The sequence below is a fragment of the Streptomyces sp. NPDC006012 genome, assembly GCF_042871185.1.
Lineage (GTDB): Bacteria > Actinomycetota > Actinomycetes > Streptomycetales > Streptomycetaceae > Streptomyces.
The window spans coordinates 1-12,226 of the sequence record NZ_JBIAIE010000041.1 but is presented as its reverse complement, the minus strand read 5'-3'; the positions used below and the strand labels follow the sequence as shown (position 1 = coordinate 12,226).

The window sequence follows — 12,226 nt, the reverse complement described above, 5'->3', positions numbered from 1 at the left end:
GGCCGCCCCCCGGCCGCACGGCAGGCCTCCCACCCCTGCAAGGAGCCATCGTGGAGACCCGCCCCTACGCCAAGTATCCGGTCCGGATCGGCGTCCAGATCCAGCCGCAGCGCTGCACCTACGCCGAGATCCGCCGGGCCGCCGCCCGGTTCGAGGAGATCGGCGTCGACATCCTGTTCAACTGGGACCACTTCTTCCCGGTGTACGGATCCGCCGACGGCCCCCGCTACGAGTGCTGGACCATGCTCGGCGCCTGGGCCGAGGCCACCTCCCGGGTCGAGTTCGGCCCGCTGGTGACGTCCAACTCGTACCGCAACCCCGACCTGCTCGCCGACATGGCCTGCACCACCGACCACATCAGCGAGGGCCGGCTGATCCTCGGGATCGGCTCCGGCTGGAGCGAACGCGACCACGTGGAGTACGGCTACGAGTTCGGCACCCCCGGCAGCCGGCTGGACGCGCTCGGTGAGGCCCTGCCCCGGATCCGGCGCCGCTGGGACAAGCTCGACCCCCGCCCGACCCGCCGGATCCCCCTGCTGATCGGAGGCAACGGCGTCCGCAAGACCCTGCGGTTCGCGGCCGAACACGCCGACATCTGGCACGGCTTCGGCCAGCCCGACGAGATCGCCGAGAAGCACCAGGTCCTGGACGAGTGGTGCACCCAGGTCGGCCGCGACCCCGGCGCGATCGAACGCTCCGCCCGCGTGTTCCGCCAGGGACCGGACGACGTCGGCCAGGGCCTCCTCGACGCCGGCACCCGGCTCTTTCAACTGGTCTCGCCGGGACCGGCGTTCGACACCGCCCCGGTCCTGGACTGGCTGGCCTTCCGGGACGAGACGAACCGCGCGGCGGCCCCGGACCCCCTGCTCACTCCGGCCGGTGCCACGGCAGGGCCCCGGTGAGGGCACCCGTCCGCCACCCCTGACCCCCCGGCCCCGGCCCAGGTGCGCCGCCCCGGCGGTAGCGGCACCGCGAAGCCGCTCGCCCGACGATGTCGCCCGGCCGCGCTTGTGCTGGACCACCTCGCCGTTCCCGGCCGCCGGGCGGCCCGCGGCTGTCCGGCGCCAGTAGCACAAGCGCGAGCGGGCGACGCCAAGGATGCCGCAGAGCCGCTTCACGCCGGCGCAGGCGGGACGGCCGCCGGGTGGCGGTGCCTCAGCGCAGGCCGAAGGCGCGGCTCACCGTCTGGGTCACCGTGTTGCCCGCCGTGTCACCGGCGCTCACCCGCAGCGAGACGAAGCCGGCGCCGCGCGGTGCGTCCAGGGCGTAGTGCCCGCCGTCGTTCCGCTCCCGCAGCCGCTGCCAGCGGTGCCCGTCGTCGTACGACACGTCGACGGTGAGCCGGTCGACGCGGCCCGCTCCCGTCGCCCCGGGCAGGTGCAGTGCGGTGACCGCGAGGCCGGCCTGCCTGCTCGCCCGGTCCGCACCGTCCGTCGGGACCGCGTAGTCGAGTTGGAGCAGGGGCAGCACCGCCTGGGTGTCCGGGGCCGGGGCCTTGGACGTGAAGGTCCACTCGGTGCGGGTGCTGGGGGAATAGCGGCTGACGGTGGCGTCCCGGCTGTTCTCGACGACCAGCCGGTAGGGCAGCGCGCCTGCCGAGGGCGCGTCACCCGCGACGACGGTCCCCGTGCTGCTTTGGCCGAGCACCGTGGCGCCCTGGGACAGGGTGAGGTTCTGCCGGGTCCGCTCGTAGTCCATGGACATCCCGACGTGGTCGCCGCCGCCCCAGCCCGGCACGTCGGCGCTCAGCCGGTCGCCGCTGCGGCTCGGTGCCTTGTAGTTGTCATTGAGGTAGGGACGCGCGATCGGTTTGAACCACTCCTGCGTCTGCCGGCTGCCCGCCTGGTAGCTGCGCTTGGGCTCGATCTCGTACAGCAGGTTGTCGACGTAGGCCTCCTGGCCCCACCGGTTGTCCCCGGTGGTGGAGACCCAGTCGACGCGGCGGCTGTTCACCGGCTCCCGCATCGTCGTCCCGATGCCCCAGTTGGAGTACGAGGGCCAGTCGAAGCGGTACTCACCGCCGCCGCGCGTCGGATCCGGGCTGTCGAAGGACACGTCGACGCGGGCCAGATTGCGCGGGCCGCCCTTGACGACCAGGTCGGCGGGGATCTCGTTGTGCCAGGTCTGCATCAGGTCGTACACGTACGGGCTGGCCGGCACGGATGTGACCGTCAGGGCGTTCCGGCCCTGGCGCACCTGGCCGATCAGCCTCTCGCCCTCGTCCGTGCTCAGCAGGGCGACGTCCAGGGCGGCCGGGGTGAACGGGTCGCTGCCGTACTCGCGGATCTGCCGCCCCGGCTGGTCGTTCACGACGAGCAGCAGCCGTGCACCGGCCGCCGCGGCGGCCTGGGCCTGCTCGACGTCGCCGACCTCGGCGGTGCGGCGTACGACGACCGCCTTGCCTCGCACGTCGAGCCCGGTGTAGTCGGCCGCCGAGCCGTTGCCCGCGACGACCGTGCGCAGCGTGCGCCGTCCCTCGGGCAGCGGCGTCACGGCCGCCTGGCGCAGCACGTCCGTGAAGTCGGTGGTGGCCGTGGCGACACTGAGCGCGGGCTCCTCCTTGCGCCACCGCGCGGCCATGTGGAAGTCGCCGTGCCGGACCCGCTCGGTGGTGGGCTGCGCCCACAGGCTGTCGTAGCTGGTCTGGGTCTCCATGAAGTCGCGCCAGAAGGCTCCGCCCATCGAGCGGTTGTACTCCAGCCGCTGGTAGGTGGTCTCGGTCCGCTGCGGTGTGGTCATGTCGATCCGGCGTATCCTCGCCGCGTCCAGCGTGACGGTGGTGTCGTGGTCGAGGGTCACCTCGGGGTCACCGAGCAGCGCCATGCCCAGCGAGTGCGGGCCGTGCAGGCCCTGGACGTCCTTGAAGGCCAGGACCGAGTACACGTCGTTCTGAAGAAACATTTCTGCGGTGCCCGACTCGTCGACGACGACGAACATCGGGTCGTACTCGCCGGACTTGAGAACCTGGACGACGCCCGGCATGGGGTTGCCGTGGGCGTCCTTGAGCACCAGCTTCAGCTTGTGCGCCACGTCACCCAGCGACACGGCGGTGTGGGCGAGCGGTGTGCCGGTGGGGCCGGTCGCCAGGATCTGCCCGCTGTAGCGGCCGTTGCCCGGCGCCCGCGTGGCGTCGATGGTGACGGTGACGGCGGCCGTGCCGTGCGCGGGCACGACCACCTGGTCCGCCGACAGCCCGAACAGCCCGGCGGGGGCGTTCGGGGCCGCCACCGACAGCGTGAGGGTGACCGGCGCTGCCGAGGCGTTGGTGTACGTCACCGGACGCCGGACCACGCTGCCCGAACCGCCCTGCGGCGCCTGGCCCGCGTACGCGGTCGCCGACGCGAACACGCTCGCCGTCGAGGCCGCCGCCACGTCCAGGCGTCCGCTGCCCGCCTGGAAAGCGTCGTACTGCGGGGTCAGTACGGAGGTGCTGGTGAGCAGGTCCTTGAGTTGACTGCCCGTCAGATCCGGGTGGGTGCGGGCCAGGAGGGCGGCGGCACCGGTGACGTGGGGGGCGGCCATGGAGGTGCCGCTGAGCGTCTGGTAGCTGCCGGATCCCTCGGGCGCGTACTGCGAGCGCGCGGCGAGGACGTCGACGCCCGGCGCGGTGATCTCCGGCTTCAACGCCCCGTCACCCACGCGCGGGCCCTGGCTGGAGAAGTACGCCACGGAGTCCGTCGAGTCGACCGCTCCCACGGTCAGCGCCGCGTCGGCGGCACCGGGGCCGCCGATACTGGCGGGCGTTCCGGTGTTGCCCGCCGCGGTGACGAACAGCGTGCCGGTCTCCGCGCTGAGCCGGTTCACCGCCTCGCTCTCCGGGTCGGTCCCGTCGGACGGCTCGGACGAGCCCAGGCTCATGTTGACGACCTTGGCGTGCTGGTCGCGGGCGGCCCACTCCATGCCGGCGATGATCCAGGAGTCCTGGCCCCAGCCCTCGTCGGAGAGCACCTTGCCGATGTGGAGCGAGGCGCCGGGCGCGACACCGCGCTCCTTTCCGCCGGAGGCCGCGCCGGTCCCGGCGACCGTCGAGGCGACGTGCGTGCCGTGCCCGTTGCGGTCGGTGACGTTCTCGTCCGGTACGAAACTCCTGGTGGCCGCTATCCGGTCCGTGAGGTCCGGGTGCTCCGTGTCGACCCCGGTGTCCAGGACGGCGACGTCGACCCCCTGGCCGGTGTCACCGTCCGCCCAGACCTTCGGGGCGCCGATCTGGGCGGTGGTGTCGGCGAGGTCCGCCGTCACCTTTCCGTCCAGCCAGATGTGGGCGATGCCCTGGCCGAAGCTGCCTGCTGCCTGTCCCGCGGCGGTGCGGGAAGCGGACGCGCCGGTGACGGCGGCCCAGAAGTCGGCTGCCCCTGTGCGGCTTTGGGCCAGGGCGGCGCCGTGCAGGCTGCTGAGGTCCCGGGTGCGGGTCGCGCCGGCCGGCGGTGCGCTCCGCCATGCACCGGCGGGGCTGGAGCGGTAGGAGACGATCAGCGGCAGCCGGTCGCGGCGAGCATCGTCGTACCCGGCGGCGACGAGGCCGGTGACATCGAACAGCCGCCGGTCCAGGACGCCTCGGGCCACGTAGGGCAGGGCGGCGTCCGGGTACACGTACAGTTTGCCGCCCGCCTCCGTGACGTGGGCCTCGGCGGGACCGCCGTCCGGGCCGGTGACCTCGACCGTCCCGCCGGCCGAGCCGGCTCCGGCGGACTGCCGGGTGGTGACGACGTCACCGGTGATCAGCGTGGTGGTGTGCGTGCCGGGCGGCACGCGCTCCGCGACCGGACCGTCTGCCGTCGAACCCGCCGTGGCAGGCGGGGTGATGGATGCTTCGGCGGTTGCGGTGAGCGGAGCCGACAGGGCGAGGACGGTGGCCCCCGCCAGAGCCGACGCCCACCAGTGTGTGAGCCGTTTTCTCAAGGTGCTTCCCGATTCGAGGAGGATCCGGCGACGTTTGCCACCGGACAGGTCAGGAAACTTTCTCCGCCGTTCGACGTGGCAAACCCGGACCGGACCGAATGTATTCATCCGGCAGCCCCCTCACCGCAGGACATTCGTCACATCCGCCAGAGCATTCCGGCACACATACCTGGAGAAGGCCAGATGCCGACACGTATCTCATATGCAGTGAGATTCACTGATTCAGGCGGACGAGACCGGCGGGACCTTGGCTCGTACCGGAGGGGAATCCGAGAGCGGCGCCGATGCACGGGGGACGGCGCGATGAACCGGGAGATCCACGGAGCGGGTTCGCCCCCCCTCCTGAGCACCACATGACCGGTCTCAAGGCTCCGTCCGCACTTGCGTGATGGCCACGGTCAACGCTTCAGCAGAACATCCTGGACCACCTGGTGCCCCGACACCCGCAGACCGCCGCCGCGGCCCACCCCGACCCGCAACACGCGGCCCACCCCGACCCGCAACACGCGGCCCACCCCGACCCGCAACACGCGGCCCGCGCCTACCTGCGCCGCCTGTGCCTCATCGGGCAGGACCGAGAAGAAGGCCTGCTGGACGATGCGGCCCTCGACTTCACCGAGGTGCTCGGCGCCGAAGCCGCCCCGCAGCCGGTTGCCGCCCACCCGGATGCCGGCGGCTCCGAGACGGAGGCGATTCCCGGCTACCCGAAACACCTGACAGGCGGCTTGCAGGCCACTGCCCGGTGGTGCCTCATCTCACCTGCGGCCCGCCGCATCGCCGGCCGGACCATGGACTGGCTCGTGCGTGCCGAAACCGCCCTGCTTCGACAGCCTCGCGCCGGGCAGCCGGCAAGTGTTTCCGTTCAGCCTGGCCGGTCATTTCAGCGGCAGCCTGACCTGCGAGGATCACAGTAAGACGGTCGGCGGCCCATGCTTCGGCTTCGGTGGTGCCGGGTTTGCGGAAGGCGTGGGCGGCGGCCCAGGCGTTCTCGGCGACGTGCACGAAGTCCAGCAGGACATCGACCGTGATCCCGCGGCGGCCGGTCTCGGCGCTGATCAGGTCGAGTTGATGGCGGGCGCCGTCGACGAGCTGTCGGCGTACTCCTCTGGCTGCTCCAGCAGGTACGGAGATACGTGCACCACGTTCGAGCCCTTTCTCGTAGGGTCTGCCTGTGAATTCAGACGCGGTAGGAGGGGGTCCTGTTGGAGGAGAGAGAGGCGAGGCGGCTCGCAGAGGAGTTCGGTCGTGGCTTGACCCAACGATGGGATGAATGGGCCTTTGAGCTCGGCCTGTGGGCGACCCCGGCCGTCACGGGCATGTTCGGCTTCATCTGGCATGCCACCGCGAAGAACAAAGATGGGCGTCCGATCCGAGTCGGGGGAAACTGGCCCATCCTCGTGGACCAGGACACCGGCGCATGCCGACTCGTGCGGGGGCCGAACGAGTTCGCGGCTCTCAGAGGCAGGTCGGCGGTTCGCAACGCCCGCTGGACCACTGCCCGTACAAGGCGCCCAATCACCAGGTAGCTGGGGCCTCTCTCCAACCGGCTGTCAGGCTGCGTCGTTGCGATCGCGTTCGATGGCGGAGAGTCGGCTCTTGAGCCGGTAGCTTGGACCGTTGGTGGAGATGACTCCGCAGTGGTGGAGGAGGCGGTCGAGGATGGCGGTGGCGAGGACCTCATCGCCGAACACCTGTCCCCATTCGCTGAAGGTCTTGTTCGAAGTGAGGATGATCGAGCCCTTTTCGTATCTCTTTGAGATCACTTGGAAGACCAGGTTGGCTTCGGCGCGGGCGAGGGGCTGGTAGCCGACCTCGTCCAGGACGAGCACGGCGGGCCGCAGGTAGCTGCCGGGTTTACTGGTCAGGTGCCCTGCGGCTTCGGCGGCACCCCCGCCTACCGCACTCCCGAGGCCACCGACCGCTGGCTCACCCTCGTCTTGCCTGGCCTCACCACCCGTGGCCGCCCGGACACGACCACCTGACAGGACGGAGGCGCCCCTCGCCGGCCCGGACATCGGGACGATGCACCGGGCACCGTCACCGCCGGGCGGCCGCCCCGCGAAAGCCGCGGCCCCGGGCGACGTTCCCGGGGCCGGAGACCCGCCCGGAACCCGGCCGCGGGCCGGCACCCGAACCCGCGGACCCCCGCGTCCCCACCCGGGCAACCGGACACAACGAGACCACGACAGAACAGGAACACCGTGCGCACCATCATCTTCGGCGCCACCGGCATGGTGGGCCAAGGCGTCCTGGACGCCTGCCTGCGCGATGACGAAGTCACCGACGTCCTCGCCATCGGCCGCACCCCCACCGGCCGCGCCCACCCCAAACTCCACGAGGCCCACCACGGCGACTTCACCGACTTCACCGCTCTCCAGGACCAACTGGCCGGATACGACGCCTGCTTCTACTGCCTGGGCATCTCCGCGGCCGGCAAGACCGAGGCCGACTACCGGACGGTCTCCCAAGACTTCCCGCTGGCCGCCGCCCACGCCCTGCTCGCCGCCAACCCCGACCTCGCCTTCTGCTACGTCTCCGGTGCCGGCACCGACCCCACCGGCAGGTCCCGCATGATGTGGGCCCGCGTCAAGGGCGAGACCGAGAACGCCCTCCTGGCGCTCTCCCCCCGCTCCTACATGTTCCGCCCTGGCTTCATCACCCCCCTGCCCGGCACCACCTCCAAGACCGCCTGGTACGCACTGCTCTATCGGGCCCTCGCCCCGCTGAACCCGCTGCTGCGCCGCCTCGCCCCGCGCCACGTCACCAGCAGCGCGCAACTGGGGCAAGCCATGATCTACACCGTCCACGCCGGGCCGCCCAGCCGGGTCCTGGCCACGGTCGACATCAACGAAGCAGCGGCATCCCGTCCCCCGGCGCCCTGACCCTGCATCGGCACACGACGGCCCGATCCGAGGCCGAGTACGCGCGGACGGTCCGACCGTTCACCCTGACGTTCGACCGGCCGTCCATCGGCGTCGTGGCGGTCGAGATCGGTGGGTGGCCGAGGGAGCCGTTCGCCGCGATCGTGGATGCTCTCACCCCGGAGACGGTCCGCACGGGCGGGAGTTTCACGGCCGCGCCCAGCCGTTACCCCCACGTGTCCGTCGCCTACGCCTCGGACGGAGCCGAGGACGTCGAGGCGGTCGCTCTCAGGTTGTCATTTTACGGTCGGCGTCGAACGGCGCCTCCTGCCGGTATGTCAGTCCCACGCGTTGAAGAGGACTCCGCCCAACGTGGTGATGCCGTAGAAGCGGACCTCACGCCACTCGCCCTGCGTGAGCCCGTCCGTCCAAGGAGCAGTGTGCCGCCGTCCTTCGTGTACCGGATTACCACGTACCCCCCTGCCGACCGCGACGAGCACGGCCACTACACCGGCGTCGAGGACACAGTCAGCGACCACGGACCTGTCGAAGCGGCGTATCTGGCGGCGATCGCCGCCTTTGCGGAGGCCTCGGACATCGACCGGTTGGAGATCCGCGAACCTGCGGTCACCGGCTTCGTCCACTTCGGTGTGGAGCCGCCGGTTGAGGGGCACGGCCTCGGCGGGCTTTTCCCGCCCGACCTCACTGGCTACCACGACGGGGCCGAGGTCTTGACCGATGCGCGAGCAGCCTGCGTTTTGCCCTTGTCTCTCGACGAACGCCACCCGCTGCTCTGTGCTGTCCTGCCGGACGGCGACGGCGTGCTGCGCGCCCGATGGTGACCCGGTTCGGGCTCAGCCAAAGGTGAACGTGAGGAGCTTCCCGTCCAAGGTGGCTCCGGCGCCTGTCGCTAGGCTCCACCGCCATGACCAGTGATCTCGGATTCACTTGCACGTGCTGCGGGACTCAGCACCTTGAACTGCCGATGAATTACACGGCCGAGGCCCCGGCCGTGTGGGATCCGGCTTTCGTCGGCGCCGACGACTGCCTGCTCTCATCGGACCAGTGCGTGGTCCGCGGGCAGCATTACTTCGTCAAGGGCCTGATCGAGATACCGGTCATCGACAGCGATGAGGTGTTTTCCTGGGGGGTCTGGGTCTCGCTCAGCCGTGAGAGCTTCTCCCGGGCTGCAGATCTGTGGGACAGGCCCGACCGCGAGGCGGAGCAGCCGTACTTCGGCTGGCTCACCACCGACCTCCCGGTCTACTCGCCCACGACCCTCAACCTGAAAACGCATGTCCACACCCGCCCGGTCGGTGAACGCCCCTACGTCGAGCTTGAGCCCACCGACCATCCCCTCGCCGTTGAACAGCGCACGGGGATCACTCTGGACCGCATCCGGGAGATCGCGGCGGCCGTACTTCACGTCGGCGGTGGTGAGCAGCGGTGATGGCCGATAATCCGGTATCACCGATTCCAGTCGCACCTGCCGGCCTGAGCCGCCGGGCCCGGAGGTTCGTCGAGGTGGACGGCATCCATGTCCCCCGGCAGGACATCCGGCGTCACCGCGACGCGTGGATCGAGCGCGAGGTTCCCGCTGCGGAGATCGACCGGGCCTCGGCCTTCCAGGACCGCTGGGGCGGCCTCGCCCTGCCGCCTGCCCCGTTCTACGAGGGCGGCCCGCGCATCCTGGATGCAGGCTGTCCCGCGGGCTCGGCCGCTGAGGGCTGGTCGTTTCCGGCGGGGAGCTGCCGGGTGTCCATGGCCTACGGGTTCATGATCGGCCCCGAGGGTGCGTTCGGGGTCGACGCCTACCGCTGGACACCCCTGCATGCCAGCACAGAAGGATGGGTGGAGTCCTTGGCACTCGCCGCCCATGCCGCTCGCTGGGCCAAGACCGTCACGAGGATCAAAGGCGAAGCCGTCGGGTCAGCCGTATCGCGCACGTCGGAGTCCTGGACCCGGGTTCATGGCGAATCTGCGGTGGCTGGCCCGCCACCGGCATGAGCGGTGCGGTCGAGCGACCGGCACCCTCCTCCTGTGGCCGCGCCATGACGGACGAGGAGTCATCACCGCCCCCGCGCCCCTGCCCGCCGGACACGCGCCGGGCGAGGAATCGGTCCACCCTGACCAAGGCCGCGTGAACTGCCGAACGTGAACGCCGCCAGGGGGTTGGCGTTGCGGGCTCGGCTCCCTAACGTAGAGCAGAATATGAGTCCGGCTCACATTTAAGGATCTACGCGATGGTCATCGTTCAACCTTCGCGCCGCAGGCCCAGATCGTTCGCGGTGGTGGCGCTGCTTGTCGCCGTGACGGCACTGGTGCTCGGTCCGGTGCCCAGCTCCGCGGCAGATTCCAACTGGTGGGATCCGTCCGCGAGACCCGCACCCGACTCGCAGACCAACGTCACGGGCGAGCCCTTTAAGGGCACCGACGCCCAGGGTCGCGTCAGGGGCTTCGTCGACGCCCACGACCACATCATGTCCAACGAGGGCTTCGGCGGCCGGCTGATCTGCGGCAAGCCGTTCTCGGAGCAGGGCGTCGCCGACGCGCTCAAGGACTGCCCCGAGCACTACCCCGACGGCTCGCTCGCCATCTTCGACATGATCACCAAGGGGGGCGACGGCCGGCACGACCCCAACGGGTGGCCCACCTTCAAGGACTGGCCCGCCCACGACTCGCTGACCCACCAGCAGAACTACTACGCCTGGATCGAGCGGGCCTGGCGCGGTGGCCAGCGGGTGCTGGTCAACGACCTGGTCACCAACGGCGTGATCTGCTCGGTGTACTTCTTCAAGGACCGCAGCTGTGACGAGATGACCGCCATCCGTTTTGAGGCGAAGAAGACGTACGACATGCAGGCGTTCATCGACAAGATGTACGGCGGCCCGGGCAAGGGCTGGTTCCGGATCGTCACGGACAGCGCGCAGGCCCGAGAGGTCATCGAGCAGGGCAAGCTGGCCGTCGTCCTGGGCGTCGAGACCTCGGAGCCGTTCGGCTGCAAGCAGATCCTGGACATCGCGCAATGCAGCAAGGAGGACATCGACCGGGGCCTGGACGAGCTGCGGGAACTGGGCGTCAGCAGCATGTTCCTGTGCCACAAGTTCGACAACGCCCTGTGCGGGGTGCGCTTCGACTCCGGCGCGCTCGGTACGGCCATCAACGTGGGCCAGTTCCTGTCGACCGGAACGTTCTGGACGACGGAGAACTGCCGTGGCCCGCAGCACGACAACCCCATCGGCAACGCGGCGGCACCGGAGGCGGAGAAGCGGCTCCCGACGGGCGTGGACGTCCCCTCGTACGCCTCGGGTGCGCAGTGCAACACCCGCGGGCTGACCGACCTGGGCGCGTACGCGGTGCGCGGCATGATGAAGCGCAACATGATGCTGGAGCTTGACCACATGAGCGTCAAGGCCGCTGACCAGGCCTTCGACATCCTCGAATCCGAGTCGTACCCTGGTGCCATCTCCTCGCACAGCTGGATGGACCTGGGCTGGACCGAACGCCTCTACAAGCTAGGCGGGTTCGCCGCCCAGTACATGAGCGGCTCCGAGGCCTTCAGCGCGGAGGCCAAGCGCACGGACGCGCTGCGCGAGAAGTACAAGGTCGGCTACGGCTACGGCACCGACATGAACGGTGTCGGAGGCTGGCCGGCTCCACGGGGCGGGGACACCCCGAACCCGGTGAAGTACCCCTTCCGCAGCACGGACGGCGGTTCGCTGATCGACAAGCAGACCACCGGCGAACGCACGTGGGACTTCAACACCGCCGGCGCCGCGCACTACGGCATGGTCCCGGACTGGATCGAGGACATCCGGACCGTCGGCGGCCAGGGGGTCGTCGACGACCTCTTCTCGGGAGCCGAGTCCTACCTCCGCACCTGGGGGAACGCCGAGAAGTACAAGACCGGGAAGAACCTTGCCTCAGGCGCAGCCGCCACGGCGTCCTCAACGGAGTGGTGGAACCCGTTCGTCAGCTTCAGGCCCGGCCAGGCGGTGGACGGCGACACGGGTACCCGCTGGGCCAGCGAGTGGAACAACGACCAGTGGCTGCGGATCGATCTCGGATCCGCGAAGCCGGTCGAGCGCGTCACCCTCGACTGGGAGCAGGCGTACGCGAAGTCGTACCGCGTCGAGCTGTCGGAAGACGGCACGAACTGGAAGACGGTGTGGTCCACAGCCTCCGGTGACGGCGGCCTGGACACGGCACGTTTCGTCCGGACTCAGGCGCGCTACGTACGAATGAAGGGGCTGGAGCGCGGTACCCAGTGGGGCTACTCGCTTCGCGAGGTCGGCGTCTACGCTTCCTAATGCTGTTGTCAAGCGGTCGTAGTCACTGGCGGTGTGACTTCGTAGCACCGCCGGTCACGGGTCAGAGCCCACAGGACGTTGACGCGTCGGCGGGCGAGGGCGAGCACGGCTTGGACGTGCTTCTTCCCCTCGGCACGTTTGCGGTCGTAGAACTTT

7 protein-coding genes and 5 pseudogenes are annotated in these 12,226 nt (G+C 70.1%); 7 read left to right on the top strand and 5 right to left on the bottom strand.

The annotated features are described in order from the left end of the window. The first annotated feature begins 50 nt into the window (after positions 1 to 50). Complete coding sequence (locus tag ACFYPJ_RS37190; protein WP_389026244.1) at positions 51 to 902, top strand: LLM class F420-dependent oxidoreductase; 852 nt, start codon at positions 51 to 53, stop codon at positions 900 to 902. A gap of 253 nt (positions 903 to 1,155) precedes the next feature. Here ACFYPJ_RS37190 and ACFYPJ_RS37185 read toward each other — a convergent pair whose 3' ends face one another. The 4 genes and pseudogenes from ACFYPJ_RS37185 to ACFYPJ_RS37170 form a co-directional block, all read right to left on the bottom strand. Continuing rightward, the gene (locus ACFYPJ_RS37185) at positions 1,156 to 4,899 is read right to left on the bottom strand and encodes a S8 family serine peptidase (RefSeq protein WP_389026242.1); all 3,744 of its coding nucleotides are present in this window, start codon (positions 4,897 to 4,899) and stop codon (positions 1,156 to 1,158) included. A gap of 398 nt (positions 4,900 to 5,297) precedes the next feature. Continuing rightward, a complete protein-coding gene (locus ACFYPJ_RS37180; protein ID WP_389026240.1) occupies positions 5,298 to 5,561 on the bottom strand; it encodes a hypothetical protein in 264 nt (87 codons plus the stop codon). 163 nt (positions 5,562 to 5,724) lie between these two features. Continuing rightward, positions 5,725 to 5,988: pseudogene (locus tag ACFYPJ_RS37175) on the bottom strand (ISKra4 family transposase); the annotation flags it as partial. A gap of 461 nt (positions 5,989 to 6,449) precedes the next feature. Next, a pseudogene (locus ACFYPJ_RS37170) lies at positions 6,450 to 6,746 on the bottom strand (ATP-binding protein); the annotation flags it as partial. On the opposite strand from ACFYPJ_RS37170, the gene ACFYPJ_RS37165 reads away from it, so the two are divergent. From ACFYPJ_RS37165 to ACFYPJ_RS37140, 6 genes and pseudogenes are all read left to right on the top strand, one after another. Then, positions 6,663 to 6,881: a hypothetical protein gene (locus ACFYPJ_RS37165; RefSeq protein ID WP_389026256.1), complete on the top strand. Its 219-nt coding sequence runs from the start codon at positions 6,663 to 6,665 to the stop codon at positions 6,879 to 6,881. The pseudogene ACFYPJ_RS37170 and the gene ACFYPJ_RS37165 overlap by 84 nt on opposite strands. Positions 6,882 to 7,100: 219 nt before the next feature. Next, complete coding sequence (locus tag ACFYPJ_RS37160; RefSeq protein WP_389026238.1) at positions 7,101 to 7,781, top strand: NAD-dependent epimerase/dehydratase family protein; 681 nt, start codon at positions 7,101 to 7,103, stop codon at positions 7,779 to 7,781. Positions 7,782 to 8,200: 419 nt separating this feature from the next. Further along, positions 8,201 to 8,491 (top strand): annotated as a pseudogene (locus ACFYPJ_RS37155) (RNA-binding protein); the annotation flags it as partial. A 254-nt stretch (positions 8,492 to 8,745) separates the two neighbouring features. Continuing rightward, the gene (locus ACFYPJ_RS37150; RefSeq protein WP_389026254.1) at positions 8,746 to 9,210 is read left to right on the top strand and encodes a DUF2199 domain-containing protein; all 465 of its coding nucleotides are present in this window, start codon (positions 8,746 to 8,748) and stop codon (positions 9,208 to 9,210) included. After that, positions 9,210 to 9,692 (top strand): annotated as a pseudogene (locus tag ACFYPJ_RS37145) (hypothetical protein); the annotation flags it as partial. The gene ACFYPJ_RS37150 and the pseudogene ACFYPJ_RS37145, both read left to right, overlap by 1 nt. Before the next feature lie 311 nt (positions 9,693 to 10,003). Continuing rightward, the gene (locus tag ACFYPJ_RS37140) at positions 10,004 to 12,070 is read left to right on the top strand and encodes a discoidin domain-containing protein (protein WP_389026236.1); all 2,067 of its coding nucleotides are present in this window, start codon (positions 10,004 to 10,006) and stop codon (positions 12,068 to 12,070) included. Between the two features lie 8 nt (positions 12,071 to 12,078). Here ACFYPJ_RS37140 and ACFYPJ_RS37135 read toward each other — a convergent pair. Next, positions 12,079 to 12,226 (bottom strand): annotated as a pseudogene (locus ACFYPJ_RS37135) (IS110 family transposase); the annotation flags it as partial.

Coding starts and splice junctions, on each gene's coding strand:
- ACFYPJ_RS37150 (WP_389026254.1), top strand. CDS start 8,746: ATGAATTACACGGCCGAGGCCCCGGCCGTGTGGGATCCGGCTTTCGTC.
- ACFYPJ_RS37140 (WP_389026236.1), top strand. CDS start 10,004: ATGGTCATCGTTCAACCTTCGCGCCGCAGGCCCAGATCGTTCGCGGTG.